Annotated in this window: 16 protein-coding genes; 12 read left to right on the top strand and 4 right to left on the bottom strand. The window is 62.8% G+C overall.

The window, feature by feature from the left end; genetic code table 11:
* The first annotated feature begins 151 nt into the window (after nucleotides 1–151).
* Both cysQ and FJ434_RS28030 read left to right on the top strand, forming a co-directional pair.
* Nucleotides 152–952 carry a 3'(2'),5'-bisphosphate nucleotidase CysQ gene (gene cysQ, locus FJ434_RS28035; RefSeq protein WP_140752841.1) on the top strand — a complete coding sequence of 267 codons (801 nt, stop codon included), beginning with the start codon at nucleotides 152–154 and terminating at the stop codon, nucleotides 950–952.
* A gap of 54 nt (nucleotides 953–1,006) precedes the next feature.
* Nucleotides 1,007–2,269 carry an O-antigen ligase family protein gene (locus FJ434_RS28030; RefSeq protein ID WP_140752839.1) on the top strand — a complete coding sequence of 421 codons (1,263 nt, stop codon included), beginning with the start codon at nucleotides 1,007–1,009 and terminating at the stop codon, nucleotides 2,267–2,269.
* A 72-nt stretch (nucleotides 2,270–2,341) separates the two neighbouring features.
* Here the strand turns inward: FJ434_RS28030 and FJ434_RS28025 are convergent, their stop codons facing one another.
* The 4 genes from FJ434_RS28025 to FJ434_RS28010 all read right to left on the bottom strand — a co-directional run bounded on the left by FJ434_RS28025 (nucleotide 2,342) and on the right by FJ434_RS28010 (nucleotide 6,306).
* Nucleotides 2,342–3,484, bottom strand: coding sequence for a DegT/DnrJ/EryC1/StrS aminotransferase family protein (locus FJ434_RS28025; protein ID WP_140752836.1), 1,143 nt, complete (start codon nucleotides 3,482–3,484; stop codon nucleotides 2,342–2,344).
* Nucleotides 3,485–3,712: 228 nt separating this feature from the next.
* Nucleotides 3,713–4,636: a carbohydrate kinase gene (locus FJ434_RS28020; RefSeq protein WP_140507995.1), complete on the bottom strand. Its 924-nt coding sequence runs from the start codon at nucleotides 4,634–4,636 to the stop codon at nucleotides 3,713–3,715.
* A complete protein-coding gene (locus FJ434_RS28015) occupies nucleotides 4,633–5,079 on the bottom strand; it encodes an RbsD/FucU domain-containing protein (protein ID WP_140507997.1) in 447 nt (148 codons plus the stop codon). The genes FJ434_RS28020 and FJ434_RS28015 overlap by 4 nt, the downstream gene beginning before the upstream one ends.
* Nucleotides 5,080–6,306 carry an ROK family transcriptional regulator gene (locus FJ434_RS28010; protein ID WP_140507999.1) on the bottom strand — a complete coding sequence of 409 codons (1,227 nt, stop codon included), beginning with the start codon at nucleotides 6,304–6,306 and terminating at the stop codon, nucleotides 5,080–5,082.
* A 230-nt stretch (nucleotides 6,307–6,536) separates the two neighbouring features.
* Between FJ434_RS28010 and FJ434_RS28005 the strand changes: the two genes are divergently transcribed.
* From FJ434_RS28005 to FJ434_RS27960, 10 genes are all read left to right on the top strand, one after another.
* On the top strand, nucleotides 6,537–7,553 hold the full coding sequence (locus tag FJ434_RS28005) for a sugar ABC transporter substrate-binding protein (protein WP_181166162.1): 1,017 nt from the start codon (nucleotides 6,537–6,539) through the stop codon (nucleotides 7,551–7,553).
* 155 nt (nucleotides 7,554–7,708) lie between these two features.
* On the top strand, nucleotides 7,709–8,770 hold the full coding sequence (locus tag FJ434_RS28000) for an ABC transporter permease (protein WP_140508003.1): 1,062 nt from the start codon (nucleotides 7,709–7,711) through the stop codon (nucleotides 8,768–8,770).
* A complete protein-coding gene (locus tag FJ434_RS27995; RefSeq protein WP_027146641.1) occupies nucleotides 8,767–9,549 on the top strand; it encodes an ATP-binding cassette domain-containing protein in 783 nt (260 codons plus the stop codon). The genes FJ434_RS28000 and FJ434_RS27995 overlap by 4 nt, the downstream gene beginning before the upstream one ends.
* A 133-nt stretch (nucleotides 9,550–9,682) precedes the next feature.
* Nucleotides 9,683–12,145 carry a glycogen/starch/alpha-glucan phosphorylase gene (locus FJ434_RS27990; RefSeq protein WP_140752834.1) on the top strand — a complete coding sequence of 821 codons (2,463 nt, stop codon included), beginning with the start codon at nucleotides 9,683–9,685 and terminating at the stop codon, nucleotides 12,143–12,145.
* A gap of 106 nt (nucleotides 12,146–12,251) precedes the next feature.
* Nucleotides 12,252–14,465, top strand: a complete 2,214-nt coding sequence (glgB, locus tag FJ434_RS27985; RefSeq protein ID WP_140508007.1) for a 1,4-alpha-glucan branching protein GlgB — start codon at nucleotides 12,252–12,254, stop codon at nucleotides 14,463–14,465.
* A 51-nt stretch (nucleotides 14,466–14,516) separates the two neighbouring features.
* On the top strand, nucleotides 14,517–15,782 hold the full coding sequence (gene glgC / locus FJ434_RS27980) for a glucose-1-phosphate adenylyltransferase (protein WP_140752832.1): 1,266 nt from the start codon (nucleotides 14,517–14,519) through the stop codon (nucleotides 15,780–15,782).
* A gap of 107 nt (nucleotides 15,783–15,889) precedes the next feature.
* Complete coding sequence (glgA, locus tag FJ434_RS27975; RefSeq protein ID WP_140508186.1) at nucleotides 15,890–17,335, top strand: glycogen synthase GlgA; 1,446 nt, start codon at nucleotides 15,890–15,892, stop codon at nucleotides 17,333–17,335.
* A gap of 3 nt (nucleotides 17,336–17,338) precedes the next feature.
* Nucleotides 17,339–18,967 (top strand): alpha-D-glucose phosphate-specific phosphoglucomutase, encoded by a 1,629-nt coding sequence (locus FJ434_RS27970; RefSeq protein ID WP_140508011.1) that lies wholly within the window; start codon nucleotides 17,339–17,341, stop codon nucleotides 18,965–18,967.
* A gap of 199 nt (nucleotides 18,968–19,166) precedes the next feature.
* Nucleotides 19,167–21,164: a glycogen debranching protein GlgX gene (glgX, locus tag FJ434_RS27965; RefSeq protein ID WP_140508013.1), complete on the top strand. Its 1,998-nt coding sequence runs from the start codon at nucleotides 19,167–19,169 to the stop codon at nucleotides 21,162–21,164.
* Complete coding sequence (locus FJ434_RS27960; protein ID WP_181166161.1) at nucleotides 21,165–22,799, top strand: alpha-glucosidase family protein; 1,635 nt, start codon at nucleotides 21,165–21,167, stop codon at nucleotides 22,797–22,799.
* Nucleotides 22,800–22,802 lie beyond the last annotated feature (3 nt).

The following is a 22,802-nucleotide window of genomic DNA, read 5'->3' as shown; positions in this document are numbered from 1 at the left end:
CCATACGAAGCACCGGAGAAACCGGAGATCCATCTCAAGACGCTCGGCAAGTCGCCTGAAGAGATGGTAGATGCCCTGGAACACTGGCTGAACGAGCGTGACATTGCGGAAGATCAATATGACAATGGCGGCGGCATCTGACGACACGTCGATGCTTGAGATCTTCGAGCGGCTGGCGCTAGCGGCCGGGCGCGAGGTCATGCGTGTGTTTCACGCCGGCTGCGCGGTCGACCGCAAATCGGATTCCTCGCCGGTGACCGAGGCGGACCGCGAGAGCGAGAAGATCATCCTCGCCGGCCTGCGTGCGGAATTCCCCGACATCCCCTGCGTGGCCGAGGAGGAGGCGGCGGCCGGTGTCATGCCGGGCGAACTTGCCGAGACCTTCTTCCTCATTGATCCGCTTGACGGCACCAAGGAATTCGTCAACCGGCGCACCGACTTCACCGTCAACATCGCGCTTGTCCGCCATGGCGTGCCCGAAGTCGGCGTTGTCTTCGCGCCATGCAGCGGCCGCTTCTTTTCCGGTCTGCCGGGCAGGGCGGAAGCCCTCGAAATCGATGGCGACTACCAGATCGTTTCTCGCCGGCCGATTTCGGTGAGAACGGCCGCGACGCCGCTGGCGGTGGTTGCCAGCCGCTCGCACAACACGCCGGAAACCGAAGCCTATATTCGCGACCTTGGTGCCGCCGAGATCGTCTCGGTCGGTTCGTCGCTGAAATTCTGCCTTCTCGCCAATGGCGAGGCGGATGTCTATCCGCGCTTCGGCCGCACCATGGAATGGGACACGGCGGCGGGTGACGCGGTGCTGCGCGCCGCCGGTGGCACGACACGCACGCTGGACGGCAAGCCCTTGGCCTATGGCAAGCGCAACCAGGCCGATGACGAGGACTTCGCCAATCCGCATTTCATCGCCAGCGGCAGGGTTGCAACCGCAGGACGTATCGAACGTTGAGGTGCCTTCGCCGATAACCTATCCTGTATAGGCGTTCCCTGAGTCGGTAGTTGAATGTCCTTTTTTCAGAAATGCCATGCCGTCATTCTGGGCGGGTTTCCGGTATGGACCAGCAATCGCGATGAAATAGTCCTCAGGATGTTGCTGGGCCTCTACGCCCTCTCTCCCGCCCTTTTCGCCTTCATCGAAATGTCTCCGACGGCCCTGGCATTTGTCGCGGCACTCATGGGCGCTCTTACCCTTTTGACGAAGGGTGCGCGCTTTGGCAGAGCAACGATAGGCCTCGCCGTAACTCTGGCCCTCTTGTCCGGCTTTGTCCTGTCGAGCGCCCTGTGGTCGGTTGATGCGAGCCGCTCTCTCATGGCGGCGAGGGACCTGTTTGGCTACTCGGTCGCCGCCATCCTGCTGTTTGAGTGCATTCTGGCGCTTCCGGGCGCTCAACGCGACCGGCTCGCGCGGGTCTCATTGGTCGGCATGTTGATCGGCCTGGTGTCGGTGATGGGTTGGGAACTGTATTTTGCGTTTTTGACCGAAAATCCGCGATTTGTGGAAAATGTTTTCACCCTCCACAAAATCACGGTCTATGGAGCTTTTTTTGCCGTCATATTTCTTGCCCAGCGGTGGTTCGTCTGGAGGGGGCTTGCGGCTCTCTTTGCCGTGCTGACATTGCTCTACGGTCAATCGACCGGCGTCAATCTGGCGATTGTCTTCGTGGCGGTGATGTTTGTCATGCCCGCCAAATACCGCCAGCACGCCTTGGTCGCATTCTTCGCCGTCTATTTGTCTTTTGCCCTGATCGCCCCCTTCGTCGTCTCGCCGCTGTTCGCCTACCTCAAAACCACGGGATGGCTGGCTTTCTATCCAGGAACCTTCGCCGCGCGACTTGATCTTTGGCAGATGATCTCGCCCCACATTGCAGACCAGCCCGTTCTCGGCCATGGCGCCAATACGATGAGAAACGCGGTCGGGGTTGTGGTGAGTCCCACATATTATGCGCAGGTGGATCTCCCAAGCGCACACAATATCGTATTCGATTTGTGGTACGAGCTCGGAGCGCTGGGCATCATTGTGTATGGGGTGCTCCTGGCCGCGATCATAAGAATGATCGGCGGTTTGAGGGGCCCCTGCCATTTGATAGCCAGCAACTACCTGATCATAGCTGCTGTCGAACTGTCGGTCGACCATCGGATCTGGTTGTCATGGGTGCTGGGCACTTTGGTCTTCACAGCAGGGATCTGCATATTGCAGTGCCGTTCCGTGACCCGGCCGGGAATGGATGACCGGACCACAAGACGCGCGCCGACCGTCTCAAAATAACGGCGCGACGCCCCGACTCGCGCCCCGACCGCTCTAAGCGAACGAGGTGTGTCCGCCTCTGCTATCAGGCGCCTATTCGGCCGCGGTCTGCGCTGAGTTCGAGCCAATATAGTTGCGGATCGTTTCGATGATCCGGTCCTGGTCGGCCTCGCTAAGATAGGGATGCATCGGCAGACACAGGATGCGTTTCGGCAGATCCTCCGAAACCGCAAGACCGGTCGGCGAGCGCGGGTAGTCGCGATAGGCGATCTGCTCATGCAGCGGCTTGACGTAATAAATTACAGATGGGATGCCTTTTTCGCTCAGATGAGCTTTAAGGCCGTCGCGTTTGGGCGTTTCGATCGCGTATTGCGCCCAGGCCGAACGGCTGCCATCCAGGTTACGGGCCGCGGTGACGATATCGCCCAGGCCTTCTGCATAGCGCTTGGCTACCACCTGCCGCGCTATCATTTCTTCCTCGAGGATGGCCAGCTTCTCGATCAGGATTGCCGCCTGCAGCGTATCCAACCGTGAATTGATACCGACGCGGATGTTGTCGTATTGCGTCTCCCCCTTGCCGTGGAAGGCGAAGGAACGCAGCGTGTCGGCCAAAGCGTCATCATTGGTGAACATCGCGCCACCGTCGCCATAGCAGCCAAGCGGCTTGGCCGGATAGAAGCTGGTCGAGCCGACGTGGCCGAACGAGCCGCACATCCTGCTTTCGAGCGAACCACCCATGGACTGCGCGGCATCCTCGATCACCAACAAGCCTTCGCGATTGGCGATAGCCATGATCGCCTCGTAGTCGGCGGCAAGACCGAACAGGTCGACGGGGATGATCGCCTTCGGCTTCAGTCGGCCTTCCTTCTTGATGGCCGCGATCGCCGCCTCGAGGCTGGCGATGTCGATGTTGTAGGTCTTCGGATCGACATCGACGAAAACCGGCTCGGCCTTGGCCAGCGCCACCACTTCCGCCGTGGCGGCGAAGGTGAAGCTCGGCACGAACACCGCGTCGCCCGGGCCGATGCCGGCGGCAAACAGCGGCAAAAGCAGTGCGTCCGTGCCGTTGGCGCAGGCAACCACATGCTTGACGCCGACATAGGCGGCGAGCTTCTTTTCGAATTCGGCGACCTGGGGGCCAAAGATGTAGCGGCCATCCTCGACAACGTGGTCGATCGCGGCTTTCAGCCGGTCGCGGATTCGTTCGCGCTGCGCGCCAAGATCGATGAACTGCATGTCGGCCTCAATACCTGCCAATAACCGGCCCGCTGGTACCAGACTTGGCGCGGCTGAAAAAGCCGGCTGCGAACCGGGGGTATGGTGCAAGTGTCGCAGGCCGTTACCCGTGTTTTGCCGGCGCATTGCCCAAAAGGCCGGGAATCCGGGCTAGGCGGCGCAATTCAGGCCATTTTTGTCGCGGTTTTTGGCGCATGGAAACATAAAGTGATCGCTTTCGGGAGCCGATCAGCCGATCTCGTGCCGCCAGGGGGGATTGGCGCCGGCTCGTGACACCGTCACTGCCGCCGCCTTGGCGCCGAGCGCCAATGCTTTGCGGATTGCGTCTTCGGACAGGCTGGAAATCGCCGCCTTCGCCAGCAGGCCTTGCTCATGCAGGGAGGCAAGGATGCCGGCGTTGAACGTGTCCCCGGCGCCGACGGTGTCCACCACCTTGACTGTCTCCGGTATGACGGTGACACGGTGCTGCTTGCTGTAGCCAACGGCACCTTCGCTGCCATGGGTGACGACGATCAGCTTGGGGCCGCGTTCGAGCCAATTGCGCACCACATCCTCGTGCGAACCGGCTTCGCCGAACCAGTGGAGGTCTTCGTCCGACAGTTTGACGATGTCGGCCATCGCCATCATCTCCCGGATGCGCCTGAGGTGCTTGGCCTTGTCGGGGATGAAGTTCGGCCGGATGTTGGGATCGAGCATCATCACGCGGGCCTCATGCTCGCGCCGCATGAACTCCTCATAGGCCGAGCCAGCCGGCTCCGAGATCAGGCTGATGGCGCCGAACAGCATCGCCTCGATCTCGCCGCCGAGTTGCGGCAGGTCTTCGATGGTCAGCATGCGCCCGGCCGTGTTCTCGTCATAGAAGGTGTAGGTTGCCTGGCCGTTGTTCAGCCGCACGAAGGCCAGCGTCGTCGGCCGGGGCGAAGTGTGCGCGTAGGTTGAACTCACTTTGCTTGCCCCGAGCGCGTTCCGGAACTGGCCGCCAAACAGGTCCGACGACAGGCCCGAGAAGAAGCCGGCCGGCGCGCCGAGCCGGCCGAGGGCGATCGCCGTGTTGAAAACGGCGCCGCCGACATAGGGAGCGAAGGCCGGCTCACCCTCGGTGGTGGTGCGCGGCAGCATGTCGATCAGGGCTTCGCCGCAGCAGAGGATCATGGCTTCCTGGTCTCCGGCGGATAGATCACGCCCTTGCGGATGATGATGTTGGCGTAAAGCCGCGGCTCGCTTGTCGCGACGATGGCATGCGCCGATCTGACCCGTGCATAGAAGTCGGCGCCGGCCAGCGCAACCACCTTGCGGCCCGGAGCGCGTTTGGCGCAGATCGCCTCCATTTCATGATGGACGGGGTCGGCAAGCGACGGATCGCCTTTCACCGAGGCGCGAAACAGCGCCTCCGGCACGACATCGTCGACCGGAAGCAGCGTCAGTATCGCGTCAAGTACGGGAATGAGGGCATGGCCGTCGGTCCGGATGAGGCGTCTTGCCTGCTCTTGCGCCGGATAGTTCCCGTCGACCAGGGCGATCTCGTCACCATGGCCCATGGCGCGCAACGTCGCCAGAAGCTCCGGACCAAGCAGCGCCGGAATCCCGATCAGCATTCAGGCGCTCCTGGAGATCGTCGTCGAACCGATCAGGAACCGTTCGGAAAGCGGCAGGCTGGCGCCGCCGAGCGCCCGGGCATGAATGCCCACGGTTCCCTCGCGGACGGTCGGAAGTTTCAGCCCTTCGCCGTCGATCGCACCGATTGCCGTCACGACCGCCTCGACCAGCCTCTGGCGCACGGCCTTCGGCATCCAGCCGTCGATCACCGCGGCCTCGAAATCGATGACCGAGGACGCTGCCACGATGGCGTAAGCGAGCGCCTGCGAGGCGCTGGCGATCCACTCGTCGAGCTCAGCGCCGATCTCCCCCCAATCCTCGGGTGAGGTCCACAGATACGAGGCCTCGACGCCACGCGCATTGAGTGTTTTTTCGAGCATGGCGATCGAGGCCACGTCGATCAGCTGGGTCGGTTTTCCATCCGGCCCGGGCACGGGCATTGAGCCGAGCGCGCCGGCATTGCCGGTCGGTCCGCCGAAGAGCCGGCCGTTGAGCACGATGCCGCCGCCGGCAAAGGCGCCGATGTAGAAATAGACGAAGTCCCGCGCCGCGCCCGTCTGGCCGAAGACCAGTTCGGCGCCGCAGGCGGAGGTGGCATCGTTTTGCAGGTAGACCGGAAAATCGCACTGTGCCTGGATGTCGGCCCTGATATCGCGATGGCGCCATTCGTCCATGACGTCGCGCGGCGCGCCGGCGGTGTCGGCCCAGTTCCAAAGTTCGAACGGCATGGCGATGCCGAGTCCGGCAATGCGCTTGTCCTGCGCCGGTGTCAGCTCGCCGCGCATCGCCTTCATGCCCGACGTGACAAACTCGACCGTCTCGCGTGGGGCAGGGTAGCGGTAGGAATGCTGCAGCATGGCGCGCACCTGCCCGAGGAAATCGATCAGCACGAGTTCGGCGCTACGGCGGCCGATCTTGAGGCCGATGAAGAAGGCGCCTTCGGGATTGAGCGCCATGGGGATCGAGGGCTGACCGATCTTGCCACGCAATGGCGCCTGGCGCACGAGCAGGCTTTCTTCCTCTAGTTCGCGCATGATGACCGAGACCGTCTGCGCCGAAAGTCCGGTCATACGGGCAATGTCGGACTTCGCAAGACTGCCGTGCTGGCGCACCAGCGAAAGCACCAGGCGCTCGTTGTGGTCGCGCATGCCGCTCTGGTTGGTGCCGCGGTGAATAAGGCTCTCGTTCGCTTCGGGCGAACCATGCCTCGCAGTGGCGGTCTCCACCCTGTTCCTCCCGTCGTTTCCCCGGCAATGCTTTTGGGCCAGAATGAGTGAACGACGCAAGGCTGTCAATAATAAATAAGAGTGATTTAATTATTGACAGATGCCTTGCTGTGGTGTTCTTTGAGGGGGCATCCGCGCTGGGAGAAGTCGCTTGGATGCCGTGCGGGTGCCGGTTGGCCGGCACTCGAAAATGGTCCACTGGGAGGAAAATCGTGACCAATACAAAACTGTTGAAGTCCACCGTTTTTGCGGCAGCCGCGCTGGGTCTGATGGCGTTCGCTTCGTCCGCATCAGCCGCCGGCGTCGGCGCCTGCCTGATCACCAAGACCGACACCAATCCGTTCTTCGTCAAGATGAAAGAGGGCGCGACCGCCAAGGCCAAGGAACTTGGCGTCGATCTCAAGACCTATGCGGGCAAGATCGACGGTGACAGCGAGAGCCAGGTGGCGGCGATCGAAAGCTGCATCGCCGATGGCGCCAAGGGCATTCTGATCACCGCGTCCGACACCAAGGGCATCGTGCCGACGGTGAAGAAGGCGCGCGATGCGGGCCTGCTGGTGATAGCGCTCGACACGCCGCTCGACCCGATCGACGCCGCCGACGCGACCTTCGCCACCGACAATCTGGAGGCCGGCAAGCTGATCGGCGCCTGGGCCGCCGCCACTCTGGGCGACAAGGCCAAGGATGCCAAGATCGGCTTCCTCGACCTGACCCCCTCGCAGCCGACCGTGGACGTTCTGCGCGACCAGGGCTTCATGATGGGCTACGGCATCGACGTGAAGGATCCCAACAAGATTGGCGATGAGACCGATCCGCGCATCGTCGGCCATGATGTGACGAACGGCAACGAGGAAGGCGGCCGCAAGGCGATGGAAAACCTTCTCCAGAAGGACAACACCATCACCGTCATCCACACCATCAACGAGCCGGCAGCGGTCGGCGCCTACCAGGCGCTCAAGGCCGTCGGCCTCGAAAGCCAGGTGCTGATCGTCTCGGTCGACGGCGGTTGCCCCGGCGTGAAGTCGGTCGCCGAAGGCGTCATCGGCGCCACCTCGCAGCAATATCCGCTGCAGATGGCCGCACTCGGCATCGAGGCGATCGCCGCTTTCGCCAAGGACGGCACCAAGCCGAAGCCGACCGAGGGCAAGAACTTCTTCGACACCGGCGTCAATCTCGTCACCGACAAGCCCGCCAACGGCGTCAAGTCCATCGACACCAAGGAAGGCCTCGCCAAGTGCTGGGGCTGATGCCGGCCTGACCGGAACAAAACCGATCGGCCGGGGGCTTGATCCCCGGCCGCATCGGGTGGACGATGCATCACTGTAAACGCGAATAATCCCGGCGACAGACCGGAAGGCGTGGACGGCGTCAGCGCGTGGCTGAAGCCCTACGGGGAGAAAACATGGCTCAAGTTCAGGAATTCGAGAAGGTTCTCTCGGCCAGCGACACAAGCGTGGCCGCTTTCGACGAGCACAAATCAGCCGTCAAGCGCGTCCAGCATTTTCTGCATTCGACGCCGGCCGCGGTGCCGCTGATCGTGCTGCTTCTGTCGATCATTATCTTCGGCATCACGATCGGAGGGCGATTCTTTTCGTCCTACACGCTGACGCTGATCCTGCAGCAGATCGCCATCGTCGGCATTCTCGGGGCCGCGCAGACGCTGGTCATCCTGACCGCCGGCATAGACCTGTCGATCGGGGTGATCATGGTGATTTCGGCCGTGATCATGGGCAATTGCGCGGTCAGCTACGGCATGCCGAGCGTGCTCGCCGTGGCGATCGGGCTTGCCGCCGGAGCGGCTTGCGGGCTGCTGAACGGGCTGCTGGTCGCCTATATGAAGCTGCCGCCCTTCATCGTGACGCTTGGCACCTGGAACATCGTCATGGCCACCAATTTCATCTATTCGGCCAATGAGACGATCCGCGACACCGACGTCGACAATCAGGCGCCGCTGCTGCACCTGTTTGCCCTGAGCTTCAAGGTCGGCACGGCGGTGCTGACGCTCGGCGTCATCGCTACGGTCGTGCTCGTGCTGGTTCTTTGGTACGTGCTCAACCACACCGCATGGGGCCGTCATGTCTACGCCGTCGGCGACGACCAGGAGGCGGCGAAGCTGTCGGGTATCCAAACCAAGAAGGTGCTGATGACGGTCTACACCCTTGCCGGGCTGATCGCCGCTTTCGCGGCCTGGGTCTCGATCGGCCGCAACGGCTCGATCTCGCCGTCCGCCGCCGTCACCGACTACAATCTGCAGGCGATCACCGCGACGGTGATCGGCGGTATTTCTCTCTTCGGCGGCCGCGGCTCCATCCTCGGCACCTTGTTCGGCGCCATGATCGTCGGCGTCGTCTCGATGGGCCTCAACATGCTGGGCGCCGATCCGCAATGGAAAGTGCTGCTCACCGGCGTGCTGATCATCGGCGCCGTCGCCATCGACCAATGGATCAGAAAGGTTTCGGCATGACCCAGGAGCCCATCCTCACCGCGCGCGGTCTGGTCAAGCGCTATGGCCGCGTCACCGCTCTCGACAATGCCGATTTCGACCTTTACCCCGGCGAAATCCTTGCCGTCATCGGCGACAACGGCGCCGGCAAGTCGTCGCTCATCAAGGCGATTTCCGGCGCGGCCGTGCCGGACGAAGGCGAAATCCGGCTCGAAGGCAAACCCGTCTCCTTCAAGTCGCCGATGGAAGCTCGCGAAGCCGGCATCGAAACCGTCTACCAGAACCTGGCGCTGTCGCCGGCGCTGTCGATCGCCGACAACATGTTCCTCGGCCGCGAGATCCGCAAACCCGGCTTTGTCGGCCAGTGGCTTCGCATGCTCGACCGTCCGGCAATGGAAAAGCGCGCCCGCGACAAGCTGACCGAACTCGGCTTGATGACCATCCAGAACATCAGCCAGGCGGTGGAGACGCTGTCGGGCGGCCAGCGCCAGGGCGTGGCGGTGGCCCGCGCCGCCGCCTTCGGCTCGAAGATGGTGATCATGGACGAGCCGACGGCGGCACTCGGCGTCAAGGAGAGCCGCCGCGTGCTCGAACTGATCCTCGACGTGAAGAAGCGCGGTCTGCCGATCGTGCTGATCTCCCACAACATGCCGCACGTCTTCGAGGTGGCCGACCGTATCCACATCCACCGTCTGGGCCGTCGCCTATGCGTCATCGACCCCAAGCAATATACGATGTCCGATGCCGTTGCCTTTATGACCGGGGCAAAAACACCCCCGGAGGTGGCATTGGCGGCCTGAACTGCCAAGTTGCCGCAGCGTAAGCAGGCGGGAGTATTCTCTAATCGATTGAAAACATGCTGCAATGCACTAGGATAGGCTGGGAGAAACGGTGAAAGCCGGTATGATCAGGCCAAACCGAACGAGAGGCGATATGACATCCGCCATGACGATCGAAGCCCCCGCTCTCGACAATCCCGATCCCAAGACGCTCGCCGAAGAAGTCTTGATGTCGCTCAAATACCGGGTCGGCAAGGACACCACCGTCGCGACCCAGTACGACTGGCTGACCGCCTCGATCAAGGTCGTGCGCGATCGCATCGTCGACCATTGGATGCAGGCCACCAAGGAAGCCTACGACCAGCAGGAAAAGCGCGTCTATTACCTCTCGCTCGAATTCCTGATCGGGCGTCTGATGCGCGACGCCTTTTCCAATCTCGGCCTGATGGAGAATATGCGTGAGGCGCTGTCGTCGCTCGGCGTCGACCTCGACCTGATCGCGGCGCTCGAGCCGGACGCTGCCCTCGGCAATGGCGGCCTCGGACGGCTCGCCGCCTGCTTCATGGAAAGCATGGCGACCGTCGACATTCCCGCGCATGGCTACGGCATCCGCTATGCCAACGGCATGTTCCGCCAGGAAATCCATGACGGCTGGCAGGTCGAACTGCCCGAGACCTGGCTTGACCATGGCAACCCTTGGGAGTTCGAGCGCCGCGAGCGCTCCTTCGAAGTCGGCTTCGGCGGTTCGGTCGAATCAATCACCTCCAGGGAAGGGCGCTTCGAACGCCATGTCTGGAAGCCGAGGGAACATGTTCTGGCGGTCGCCTACGATACGCCCGTGGCCGGCTGGCGCGCCAAGCGCGTCAACACGCTGCGGCTGTGGTCGGGCATGCCGATCGATCCGATCCTGCTCGACAAGTTCAATGCCGGCGACCACATCGGGGCGCTGGCTGAAAGCAACAAGGCCGATGCGCTGTCGCGCGTGCTCTATCCAGCCGATTCCCACATGGCCGGGCAGGAGCTCAGGCTGCGCCAGGAATACTTCTTCTCGACCGCTTCGCTGCAGGACATCGTCCAGCGCCATCTCAGCCAATATGGCGACCTGAAGTCGCTGCCCGACAAGGCCGCGATCCACCTCAACGACACCCATCCGGCGATCGCCGTGCCTGAACTGATGCGGCTCTTGATGGATGTCCATGGCATGGATTTCGATCTCGCCTGGGACATCACCAAGCGCACCTTCGGCTACACCAACCATACGCTGCTGCCCGAGGCGCTGGAAAGCTGGTCGGTGCCGCTGTTCGAGCGGCTCCTGCCGCGCCACATGCAGATCGTCTACGCCATCAACGCGCAGGTGCTACTCGAAGCCCGCGCCACCGACCAATTCTCGGACGAGCAGATCAGCCGCATCTCGCTGATCCAGGAGAATGGCGACCGCCGGGTGCGCATGGGTAATTTGGCCTTTGTCGGTTCGCATTCGATCAACGGCGTGTCGGCGCTGCACACCGAATTGATGAAGGAGACGGTCTTCGCCGACCTTCACAAACTTTATCCCGATCGCATCAACAACAAGACCAACGGCATCACGCCGCGGCGCTGGCTCATCCAGTGCAATCCGGGCCTCACCGCGCTTGCCCGCGAGGCGATCGGCGACCGCTTCATGGATGACATCGAGGCGATCAAGGGGCTCGATCCTCTCGCCGGCGACACTGCCTTCCGCGAAAAATTCGCCGCCGTGAAGCGCCAGAACAAGGTGAGGCTTGCCAATCTGGTAGCCGATCGCCTCGGCATCAAGCTCGACCCTTCGGCGCTCTTCGACATCCAAGTCAAGCGCATCCACGAATACAAGCGCCAACTCCTCAACATCCTCGAAGCAATCGCGCTCTATGACCAGATCCGTTCGCATCCCGAGCGCGACTGGATGCCGCGCGTGAAATTCTTCGGCGGCAAGGCCGCGCCCAGCTACCACAACGCCAAGTTGATCATCAAACTGGCCAACGATGTCGCCAGGGTGATCAACAGCGACCCTTCGGTGCGCGGCCTGCTGAAGGTCGTGTTCGTACCGAACTACAACGTCAGCCTGGCCGAGGTGCTGATGCCGGCCGCCGATCTGTCAGAGCAGATCTCGACCGCCGGCATGGAGGCATCGGGGACCGGCAACATGAAGTTCGCGCTGAACGGCGCGCTGACCATCGGCACGCTTGACGGCGCCAATGTCGAGATCAAGGAGCATGTCGGCGACGACAACATCTTCATCTTCGGCCTCACCACCGAAGAAGTCGCCGAGCGGCGCAACAATGGCTATAATCCGCGCGGCGTCATCGAGGCATCCTCGGAACTGACGCAGGCGGTTGCGGCGGTTTCGTCGGGCGTCTTCTCGCCCGATGATCCCAATCGCTACCGCGACCTCATCAACGGTCTCTACGACACCGACTGGTTCATGGTCGCGGCGGATTTCGACGCCTATGCCGCCTGCCAGCGCGACGTCGATGCTGTCTGGCGCAACAGCCCGGATTGGTACGCGCGCGCCATCCGCAACGTCGCCCGCGTCGGCTGGTTCTCCTCCGATCGCACGATCCGTCAATACGCGAAAGAAATCTGGAACGTGCCGGTCTGATGTGATTGCATGAGCCACGAACAATGTGGTCCCGGTGATGCGAGTTGAATGCCCAATTCACATCGCTAGAAATGAATAGCTGGTGCCCTGGGAGGGACGCTGCCTGATGAGGAAGCCGCACGCGACCGCTGCGACAAGCGGGCCGGACGGACTGGCGCCAGCCAGCGATGTTGCGGCGATTGTCGCCGGTACGCACGGCAATCCCTTTGCGGTTCTCGGCGTCCAGGAGGCCGGCAAGACCCTGTTCGCGCGCTGCTTCGTTCCGCACGCGCAGTCCGTCACCGCCTACACGCTGACCGGCATCGAGGCGGGCGAATTGACCAGGCGCGACGACGCCGGTTTCTTCGAGGGCAAGCTGTCGATCAGGAAGCGCCAACCGCTTCGCTACCACGCGCGCAATGCCGGCGGCGGCTGGTGGCTGACCGATCCCTATTCGTTCGGCCCGGTGCTCGGGCCGATGGACGATTACTACATCGCCGAAGGTTCGCATCTCAGGCTGTTCGACAAGCTCGGCGCGCATGTCATCGAGCACGAAGGCGCTACCGGCGTGCATTTCGCGGTATGGGCGCCCAATGCCCGGCGCGTCTCGGTGGTCGGCGATTTCAATGACTGGGATGGCCGCCGGCATACGATGCGCGACCGTCGCGACACCGGCATCTGGGAGCTGTTCATTCCCGATATTGGTGCCGGCCGGCCCTATAAATACGAAATCATAGGCCCCGATGGCGTCAGGTTGCCGCTGAAGGCCGATCCGTTCGCCTTCAAGTCGGAGCTGCGCCCGGCAACCGCCTCTGTGACCGCGGTGCCGCCGGCCCATCCATGGGGTGACGAGGCGCATCGCGATTTCTGGCGCAACGCCGACCCTCGGCGCGAAGCCATCTCGATCTACGAAGTCCACGCCGGTTCCTGGCAGCTTCGCGACGACGGCACCTTCCTGTCATGGGATGAACTGGCCGACCGGCTGATCCCCTATGTGGTCGAGGCCGGTTTCACCCATGTCGAATTCCTGCCGATCTCCGAGCATCCCTATGACCCGTCCTGGGGCTACCAGACAACCGGCCTCTACGCGCCATCGGCCCGCTTCGGCGATCCGGACGGCTTTGCCCGCTTTGTCGATGGCGCCCACCGTGCCGGCATCGGCGTCATTCTCGACTGGGTGCCGGCGCATTTCCCTGTCGACGAGCACGGTCTGGTCCATTTCGACGGCACCGCGCTCTACGAGCATGCCGACCCGCGCAAGGGCTTCCACCCGGACTGGAACACCGCGATCTACAATTTCGGCCGCCGCGAGGTGGTGTCGTTCCTCGTCAATAACGCACTATTCTGGGCCGAAAAATACCATGTAGACGGTCTTCGCGTCGACGCGGTCGCCTCGATGCTCTATCTCGACTATTCGCGCAAGCAGGGCGAATGGATCCCCAACGAGAAGGGTGGGCGCGAAAACCTCGAGGCGGTCAGCTTCCTGCAGAAGATGAACAAGGAGCTCTACGGGCACCATCCCGGCGTTATGACCATCGCCGAGGAATCGACTTCATGGCCAAAGGTCTCGGCGCCTGTCCATGAAGGCGGGCTGGGCTTCGGCTTCAAGTGGAACATGGGCTTCATGCACGACACGCTGGAGTATTTTTCAAAAGAGCCGATTTTCCGCAAGCACCACCACAATGAGCTGACCTTCGGCCTGACCTACGCCTTCTCGGAGAATTTCGTGCTGCCGCTCTCGCATGACGAGGTCGTGCACGGCAAGGGCACGCTGCTCGGCAAGATGGCCGGCGACGACTGGCAGAAATTCGCGACCTTGCGGGCCTATTACGGCTTCATGTGGGGGTATCCCGGCAAGAAGCTGCTGTTCATGGGCCAGGAATTCGCGCAGCGCCGCGAATGGAGCGAGACGCGCGCGCTCGATTGGAACCTGCTCGATTTCCGCCCGCATCGCGGTGTCTGGCAGACGGTGCGCGATTTGAACTATCTATATCGTTCACGCCCGGCCCTGCATGGCCGCGACTGCGAGCCGGAAGGGTTTTCCTGGCTGATCGTCGACGACAGCCAAAATTCGGTTTTCGCCTGGGTGCGCAACGCTCCCGGCGGCAATCCGGTCGCCGTCATCTCCAATTTCACACCGGTGCCGCGCGACAATTATCGTGTGCCTCTGCCGAAGGCCGGCAAGTGGCGCGAGATCATCAACACCGACGCTTCCGAATATGGCGGCTCCGGCATGGGCAATGGCGGCGTGGTCGAGGCACGGGCGGAGGGCAAGAGCATTTCGGCAATGATGCTTCTGCCACCGCTGTCGACGATCATGCTTGAACTCGCCGCCGACTGAACTCGTTAAGGCTGGTCAACGCATAAAGACGAGTAACTTGGGAGGGTAGGAATGGCAGACTTGAAACGAACCCAGCCGCTGGCCCGCGACGCCATGGCCTATGTGCTGGCCGGCGGGCGCGGCAGCCGCCTCAAGGAACTGACCGACCGGCGCGCCAAGCCGGCGGTCTATTTCGGCGGCAAGACGCGCATCATCGATTTCGCGCTCTCCAATGCGCTCAATTCCGGCATCCGCCGCCTCGGCGTCGCCACTCAGTACAAGGCGCATTCGCTGATCCGCCACCTGCAGCGCGGCTGGAACTTCCTGCGGCCCGAGCGAAATGAGAGCTTCGACATCCTGCCGGCCAGCCAGCGCGTGTCGGAAACCCAATGGTATGAAGGCACGGCGGACGCCGTCTACCAGAACATCGACATCATCGAGGCCTATGGTCCGGAATACATGGTCATCCTGGCCGGCGATCACATCTACAAGATGGATTACGAGATGATGCTGCGTCAGCATGTCGATGCCGGCGCCGATGTCACGGTCGGCTGCCTCGAAGTGCCGCGCATGGAAGCGACCGGCTTCGGCGTCATGCATGTCGATGCCAAGGACAACATCATCGCCTTCGTCGAAAAGCCCGCCGATCCGCCGGGAATTCCGGGTAATCCGGAATTCGCCTTGGCCTCGATGGGCATCTACGTCTTCAAGACCAAGTTCCTGATGGAGCAACTGCGCCGCGACGCCGCCGAGCCGGGCTCCAGCCGCGACTTCGGCAAGGATATCATCCCCTATATCGTCACGCACGGTAAGGCGATCGCGCACCGCTTCACCAAGTCCTGCGTGCGTTCGACCGCCGAGAACGAGGCCTACTGGCGCGATGTCGGCACGGTCGACGCCTATTGGGAAGCCAATATCGACTTGACCGACGTGACGCCGGAACTCGACCTCTACGACCGCGACTGGCCGATCTGGACCTATGCCGAGTTGAAGCCGCCGGCAAAGTTCGTCCATGACGAGGACGGCAGGCGCGGTTCCGCCGTCTCGTCACTGGTGTCGGGCGATTGCATCGTCTCGGGCGCTTCGCTGAAGAAAAGCCTGATTTTCACCGGTGCGCGCATCAATTCCTATTCGACGCTGGAAGAGGTTGTCATGCTGCCCGACGTTCATGTCGGCCGGAACGCAAAGTTGAAGCGCGTCGTCATCGACCACGGTGTAAGGATACCGGAAGGGCTGGTGGTCGGCGAGGATCCCGCGATCGACGCCAAGCGCTTCCGCGTCTCGGAAAAGGGTATCTGCCTAATCACACAGGACATGATCAACAAGTTGTCAACCTGAACAGGTTGATCAACAAGCTGTCACTTTAGGGTGTTTTGTGCATGTCGTGGTCCCAAAACCGCTACACGGTTCTGGGCGACATGGACCAGGAGCGGATCGTTAAGCGCATGCATGTTCTGTCGGTCACGCCCGAAATTTTCCCGCTGATCAAGACCGGCGGACTGGCTGACGTAACCGGCGCGCTGCCTATTGCGCTCTCGGCCAGGGGCGTGACCATGCGCACGCTCATCCCGGGCTTTCCGGTGGTGATGAACGCCTTCAAGAAAAAGAAGGCCGTCTATCAGTACCCTTTGCTGCAGGGCGGCAAGGCCTCGGTCTATGCCGTCGAGGTCACCGGGCTCGACCTGTTCGTGCTCGACGCGCCGCATCTGTTCGACCGCCCTGGCGGTCCCTATGGCAACGCCTCGGGCGCCGATTGGCCGGACAATTGGCGGCGCTTCGCGGCGCTGAGCCAGGCCGGCGCCGATATCGCCGGCGGCGCCATTTCGGGCTACCTGCCTGACATCGTCCATGCTCATGACTGGCAGTCGGCGATGACCCTGGCTTATATGCGCTACGGCAAGGCCGTTGGCATACCGTCGATGATGACCGTCCACAATCTCGCCTTCCAGGGCCAGTTCGGCGCCGGCATTTTCGGTGAGCTCGGCCTGCCGGCCGCGGCGATGGCACTTGACGGCGTCGAATATTATGGCGGTGTCGGCTTCCTCAAGGCTGGCTTGCAAGCCGCCTGGGCGATCACAACGGTGAGCCCGACCTATGCGCAGGAGATCCGTTCGCCGGAATTCGGCATGGGCCTCGACGGTCTCATCAACATGCGTTCAAGCGATCTCCATGGCATCGTCAACGGCATCGATACCGCCATCTGGGATCCGGAGACCGACAAGCATCTGGTATCGACCTATACGGCCGAAACGTTGAAGACCCGGGCGCCCAACAGGGCCGCCGTCGAGGACCGTTTCGGCCTCGACCGCGACGACAGCCCGATTGTCTGCGTCGTCAGCCGGCTGACATGGCAGAAGGGCATGGACATATTGGCGACGGTGGTCGACGGCATCGTCGCGACAGGCGCAAGGCTGGCCATCCTGGGCTCGGGCGACGCGGGGCTCGAAGGCGCGCTGCTGGCCGCGACCGCACGCCACCGCGGCCGCATCGGCGTCGTCGTCGGCTATGACGAGCAGCTGTCGCACATCATGCAGGGCGGCTGCGACGCCATCGTTATTCCTTCGCGCTTCGAGCCTTGCGGGCTGACGCAGCTTTATGGCCTGCGCTATGGCTGCGTGCCGGTCGTCGCGCGCACTGGCGGCCTTGCCGACACCATCATCGATGCCAATGAAGCAGCAATGGCCGCGGGCGTGGCGACTGGGTTCCAATTTGCTCCCAACAATGGCGGCGCGCTGCTGCACGCCATCCGCCGCCTGGTCGATGCCCATGCCAGTCCCGCAAGCTTCGAAACCATCCAGCGCCAGGGCATGAAGACCGATCTGTCGTGGGACCGAAGCGCCGAAAAATACGTCGAACTTTATCGCCTGCTGCTTTCGAAAAGGGTTGCCTGAAGCATGATACGAACCGTCCCCACCAAGCCCTATTCCGACCAGAAGCCCGGCACGTCGGGACTGCGCAAGAAGGTGCCAGTGTTCCAGCAGGAGCACTATGCCGAGAACTTCATCCAGTCGATCTTCGACGCGCTCGACGGATTTGCCGGCAAGACCCTGGTGATCGGCGGCGACGGCCGCTACTACAACCGCGAGGTCATCCAGAAGGCCGTCGCCATGGCCGCCGCCAACGGTTTCGGTAAGGTGATGGTCGGGCAGGGCGGTATATTGTCGACGCCGGCGGCCTCGCATGTCATCCGAAAATACAAGACCTTCGGCGGCATCATCCTGTCGGCCAGCCACAATCCCGGCGGCCCGCATGAGGATTTCGGCATCAAGTACAATGCCGGCAATGGCGGCCCGGCGCCGGAAAAGCTGACCGACGCCATCTTTGCCAAGACCAAGGCGATTTCGAGCTTCAAGACCGCCGACATCGATCCGATCGACATCGATACGGTCGGGACCGTCAAGGCTGGCGGCATGACCATCGAGATCATCGATCCGGTCACCGACTATGCCGAGCTGATGGAGAGCCTGTTCGATTTCGATGCGCTGCGCAAACTGTTCAAGTCGGGCTTCCGCATGCGCTTCGACGCCATGCATGCGGTGACCGGACCGTACGCCAAGGAAATCCTCGAACACCGCCTCGGCGCACCGAACGGCACCTGCCGCAATTTCGAGCCGCTGCCGGATTTCGGCGGTCATCACCCCGATCCCAACCTTGTTCATGCCAAACACCTCTATGACGAGATGATGGGACCGAACGCGCCGGATTTCGGCGCCGCCTCCGATGGCGACGGCGACCGCAATCTGATCATCGGCAAGGGTATTTTCGTCACCCCGTCGGATTCGGTCGCCATGCTCGCCGCCAATGCCCGCCTGGCACCCGGCTACAAGGAAGGCCTGAAGGGTATTGCCCGCTCGATGCCGACCAGCGGTGCCGCCGACCGCGTCGCCCACAAGCTCGGTATCGGCATCTACGAGACGCCTACTGGCTGGAAGTTTTTCGGCAATCTGCTCGATGCCGGCATGGCGACCATCTGCGGCGAGGAAAGTGCCGGCACCGGCTCCAACCATGTCCGCGAAAAGGACGGTCTGTGGGCGGTGCTCTTGTGGCTCAACATCCTGGCCGCGCGCGGCGAAAGCTGCAAACAGATCGTCACGGAACATTGGGCGACCTACGGGCGCAACTACTATTCTCGCCACGACTATGAGGAAGTCGAGACCGAGCGCGCCAATGCGCTGGTCGGCGAACTCAGGGCGAAGCTCGGCTCGTTGCCGGGCACCAGCATTCGCGGCCTGAAGATTGCCAAGGCCGACGATTTTGCCTATCACGACCCGGTCGACGGCTCGACCAGCGAGCATCAGGGTATAAGGGTGCTGTTCGAAGGCGGATCGCGCGTCGTCTTCCGGCTTTCGGGCACCGGCACATCAGGCGCGACCTTGCGCGTCTATATCGAGCGCTATGAGCCGGACCAGGCGAGGCACGATCTCGACACGCAGGAGGCGCTCGCCGATCTGATTTCAGCGGCCGACGACATTGCCGGGATCAAGACCCACACCGGCCGCAACAAGCCCAGCGTGATTACTTGAGGGTGGTGGATGAGGCCTTCCCTTCTCCGCTTGTGGGAGAAGGTGGCCGAGCGAAGCTCGGACGGATGAGGGGTGCTCCAGCTTGGCGCAAACCGGCGCTCAGAACACGGGCGCCTCATTTCTTCCAACACCCCTCATCCGGCTCGGCGCTGCGCGCCGAGCCATCTTCTCCCACATGGTGAGAAGGGAAGGTGCGCGCATGAAGCCGCTCGGCGCCACCATCACCAGCGAAGGCATCCGCTTTGCCGCATGGTCCTCATCGGCCCATCGCCTCTGGGTTTCGATCTTCGACGAGCAGGGAAACCGTGAACTCGACCGGCTGGAGCTGACGCCGGATGGCGACGGCATGCATGCGCTTTTCGTCTCCGGCCTGGCCGTGGGCGCGCGCTATGGCCTGCGAGCCGACGGCGACTATGCACCCGAGCGTGGGCTGTGGTTCGACCCCGACAAGCTGCTGACCGATCCTTACGCCGTCGAGATCGACCGGCCCTATGCGTATCACTGGCGGCTCGCCGCGCGGCGCAATGAGGGCGCCGACACCGCGTCGGTGATGCCCAAGGCCGTGGCCAAGGCTTTGCCCGCGGCCCCACCGATCCTGCCGCCGCTGTTTCGTCCGGGCGGCCTGATCTACGAATTGAATGTCCGCGCCTTCACCAAGCTCCACCCGGATGTGCCCCAAGAACAGCGCGGTACAATCGCCGCACTTGCCCATCCAGCCATCATCGAGCATCTGCAAAGGCTCGGTGTCTCCGCTATCGAACTGATGCCGGTGACGGCGTCGATCGACGAGCGGCATCTGCCGCCGCTGGGCTTAAGCAACGCCTGGGGCTACAATCCCGTGACCTTCATGGCGCTCGACCCACGCCTCGCGCCCGGCGGCCTGACGGAATTGCAGGATACAGTCGCTGCGCTGCGCCGGGCCGGCATCGGCACCATTCTCGACCTCGTCTTCAACCATACCGGCGAAAGCGACAGGCTGGGGCCGACGCTCTCGCTACGCGGCCTCGACAACCAGGCCTACTATCGGCACCGGCCGGATGGCGTGCTGGTCAATGACACAGGCACCGGCAACACGATCGCTTGCGATCATCCGGTGGTGCGGGAAATGGTGCTCGACACACTCCGTCATTTCGTGTGCCAGGCCGGCGTCGACGGCTTCCGTTTCGATCTGACTCCGGTGCTGGGCCGGGTCGATGGCATCTTCGATCCGGAAGCGCCGCTGCTCCGGGCCATCATCCATGATCCGGTGCTCTGCGACCGCGTGCTGATCGCCGAGCCTTGGGACATCGGGGCAGACGGCTACCAATTGGGCAATTTCCGGCCGCCGTTCCTTGAGTGGAACGATCGCTACCGTGACGATATCAGACACTTCTGGCGCGGCGATGCCGGCATGGTCGGTGCTCTCGCCACACGCCTTGCCGGTTCGTCCGACGCGTTCAACGGGGCAGGGGGGCCGGCAAGCCGCAGCGTGAACTTCATTGCCGCCCATGACGGCATGACGCTGGCTGATATCGTGTCCTATGAGCGCAAGCACAACGGCGCCAATGGCGAGCAGAACCGTGACGGCCATAACGAAAACCTGTCCTGGAACAATGGCACCGAAGGCGAGACGCACGACGCGGCGATCACCAAGTCGCGCTTCGACGACCAGTGCGCACTGCTCGCCACGCTGTTCGCCTCGCGCGGCACCATAATGCTGACCGCAGGCGACGAGTTCGGCCGCACCCAGAAGGGCAACAACAACGCCTATGCGCAGGACAACGCCATCACCTGGCTTGACTGGCCAGCCCGCGACCAGGCGCTGGAGCGTTACGCATCGGCGCTCGCAGCTCTTCGCCAGGCGGTGCCGGCATTGTCGGACACGCGTTTCCTGACCGGGCAAGCGGTTGACGGTTCCGACATCCCCGATGTCTCATGGCTGACCGAGACGGGCGCTCCGCTCAACGAGAGCGACTGGAACGACTCCAGTCGGCATCGCCTCGTCATGCTGCTTGGTGGCGACGATGGCAGGCTTGCCGTCATGATCAACGGCGACCGCCGCCAATGCGTCTTCACCTTGCCAGCGCGAGATGGCTTCCTTTGGCGCCCGGCAATCGAGACGCAGGCGATCGACCTTCTACGCCCGCTCCCGGGCCGCGGCGTCAACTTCATGATCGAGAGCCGGACCGGAAACGGTGGCGCCGGGAAGGGTTCGTAAATGTCCGACGACAATGCCATGCAGAGGCCCGAATGGTGGCGAGGCTGCGTCATCTATCAGGTCTATCCGCGCTCTTTCCAGGACACCACCGGCGACGGCAGCGGCGATCTCAAGGGCATCACGTCACGGCTCGCTCATATCGCCTCGCTCGGCGTCGACGCTGTCTGGCTGTCGCCCTTCTTCAAGTCGCCGATGGCCGATATGGGCTATGATGTATCCGACTATCGCGACGTCGACCCGATGTTCGGCACGTTGGCGGATTTCGATGCGCTGGTCGCCGAAGCGCACAGGCTCGGCCTGAAAGTCGTCATCGACCAGGTGCTGTCGCATTCATCCGACAAGCACGAATGGTTCATCGAAAGCCGCGCCAGCCGCGACAACGCCAAGGCCGACTGGTACGTCTGGGCCGACGCCAGGCCGGACGGCGGCGCGCCCAACAATTGGCTGTCGGTCTTCGGGGGGCCATCCTGGGAATGGGACGCGACCCGTCGGCAATATTACATGCACAATTTCCTCGCCTCGCAGCCGGACCTCAATTTCCACAATCCGGAGGTCCAGGATGCGTTGCTGGGCATGGTGCGGTTCTGGCTAGAGCGCGGTGTCGACGGCTTCCGGCTCGACACGGTCAATTACTATGTCCACGACCACTGGCTGCGCAGCAATCCGCCCTTGGCTTCGAGCGTTGCCGGCACCAATACGGAGACCAGCACCTACCTCTATCAGGAGCATCTGTTCGACAAGACGCAGCCGGAAAACCTCCATTTCCTCAGGCGCTTTCGGGCATTGCTGGACGAGTATGAGGGCCGCGCCGCCGTCGGCGAGATCGGCGATGAAGGCCGCTCCTTGCAGACGCTGGCCGCCTACACCTCCGGCGCCGACAAGCTTCAGATGAGCTACACTTTCGACCTGCTCGGCTCGCAATTCTCCGCGGCGCATGTACGTGGCTGCGTCGAGGCCTTCGAAAATGCGGTTGCCGATGGCTGGGTCTGCTGGGCATTCTCCAACCATGACGTCGTGCGCCATGTCAGCCGCTGGACGAGGCCGGGTGGCGATCCCGATGCGGTGGCCAGATTCTCGATCATGCTGCTCGCATGCCTGCGCGGTTCGATCTGCCTCTATCAGGGCGAGGAGCTCGGCCTTGAGGAGGCGGAGCTTGCCTATGAGGATCTGCGCGATCCCGTCGGCATCCGCTTCTGGCCCGGCGTGAAGGGCAGGGACGGCTGCCGCACGCCGATGGTCTGGGAGGCGGGCGCCGACAATGCGGGCTTTTCCACCGCGAAACCCTGGCTGCCTGTGCCGGCAGGCCATCGCGCCCGCGCGGTCGATGTGCAGAACGGCGAGGAGCAATCGGTGCTGTCGGCCTACCGCTCGGCGCTCGCCTTGCGCAAACAGCATCCTGCGCTGGTCGGCGGCTCGATCCGCCTTCTCGATGCCGAGGACGACGTGCTCGCCTTCATCCGCGAGGATGGTGGGGAGAGGCTGCTCTGTGTCTTCAATTTCGCCGGAGAGCCGGCGACTTGGCCGTTGCCTGAGGATATCGGAACTGCCGCGGCTGTCCTCGGCGGCACTGCTTCCGTCGAGGAAAACGCGCTTTCGCTGCCGGCCCTCGGTTGCTTCCTCGGTCGGCTCGACTGATTG

This window comes from Mesorhizobium sp. B2-5-13 (genome assembly GCF_006440535.1).
GTDB classification, from domain to species: domain Bacteria; phylum Pseudomonadota; class Alphaproteobacteria; order Rhizobiales; family Rhizobiaceae; genus Mesorhizobium; species Mesorhizobium salmacidum.
This window is presented reverse-complemented; position numbering and strand designations above follow the sequence as displayed.

Bases quoted from the DNA above. Each gene is read 5' to 3' on its own strand.
- FJ434_RS28025 (WP_140752836.1), bottom strand. From the start codon at position 3,484: ATGCAGTTCATCGATCTTGGCGCGCAGCGCGAACGAATCCGCGACCGG.
- FJ434_RS28030 (WP_140752839.1), top strand. From the start codon at position 1,007: ATGTCCTTTTTTCAGAAATGCCATGCCGTCATTCTGGGCGGGTTTCCG.
- FJ434_RS28015 (WP_140507997.1), bottom strand. From the start codon at position 5,079: ATGCTGATCGGGATTCCGGCGCTGCTTGGTCCGGAGCTTCTGGCGACG.
- FJ434_RS27995 (WP_027146641.1), top strand. From the start codon at position 8,767: ATGACCCAGGAGCCCATCCTCACCGCGCGCGGTCTGGTCAAGCGCTAT.
- cysQ (WP_140752841.1), top strand. From the start codon at position 152: ATGCTTGAGATCTTCGAGCGGCTGGCGCTAGCGGCCGGGCGCGAGGTC.
- glgB (WP_140508007.1), top strand. From the start codon at position 12,252: ATGAGGAAGCCGCACGCGACCGCTGCGACAAGCGGGCCGGACGGACTG.
- FJ434_RS27990 (WP_140752834.1), top strand. From the start codon at position 9,683: ATGACATCCGCCATGACGATCGAAGCCCCCGCTCTCGACAATCCCGAT.
- glgA (WP_140508186.1), top strand. From the start codon at position 15,890: ATGCATGTTCTGTCGGTCACGCCCGAAATTTTCCCGCTGATCAAGACC.
- FJ434_RS28020 (WP_140507995.1), bottom strand. From the start codon at position 4,636: ATGATCCTCTGCTGCGGCGAAGCCCTGATCGACATGCTGCCGCGCACC.
- glgX (WP_140508013.1), top strand. From the start codon at position 19,167: ATGAAGCCGCTCGGCGCCACCATCACCAGCGAAGGCATCCGCTTTGCC.
- FJ434_RS28000 (WP_140508003.1), top strand. From the start codon at position 7,709: ATGGCTCAAGTTCAGGAATTCGAGAAGGTTCTCTCGGCCAGCGACACA.
- FJ434_RS27960 (WP_181166161.1), top strand. From the start codon at position 21,165: ATGTCCGACGACAATGCCATGCAGAGGCCCGAATGGTGGCGAGGCTGC.
- glgC (WP_140752832.1), top strand. From the start codon at position 14,517: ATGGCAGACTTGAAACGAACCCAGCCGCTGGCCCGCGACGCCATGGCC.
- FJ434_RS27970 (WP_140508011.1), top strand. From the start codon at position 17,339: ATGATACGAACCGTCCCCACCAAGCCCTATTCCGACCAGAAGCCCGGC.